Source organism: Kurthia sp. Dielmo, assembly GCF_000307285.2.
GTDB lineage: Bacteria > Bacillota > Bacilli > Bacillales_A > Planococcaceae > Kurthia > Kurthia populi.
In genome coordinates this window covers 1-208 of record NZ_CAEP01000235.1, presented here as the reverse complement: position 1 = coordinate 208, position 208 = coordinate 1, and the positions used below count along the sequence as shown (strand labels likewise).

Genomic DNA, 208 nt, shown 5'->3' with positions numbered 1-208 from the left:
CACAATCGTTCCTTTCGTCTGACGAGCTTCTAGCGCTTCTGTAAGGATGTCCTTCACCCACTGCTTGGCTTCTGAATCGCTGCCAGTTTCATTTCCTAAATCATCTAATACAAGAAAGTCCACTCGACTTAGCAAATCAATGAAATACATTTGGTCATATGGGTACTTCTGGTCATTCCATGATTTTTTTATCATCATCAACATACGA

The 208-nt window shown here is 40.4% G+C and carries 1 pseudogene; it reads right to left on the bottom strand.

Features of this window, described 5'->3' with window-relative positions:
* Positions 1 to 208: pseudogene (locus KTHG_RS21000) on the bottom strand (ATP-binding protein); the annotation flags it as partial.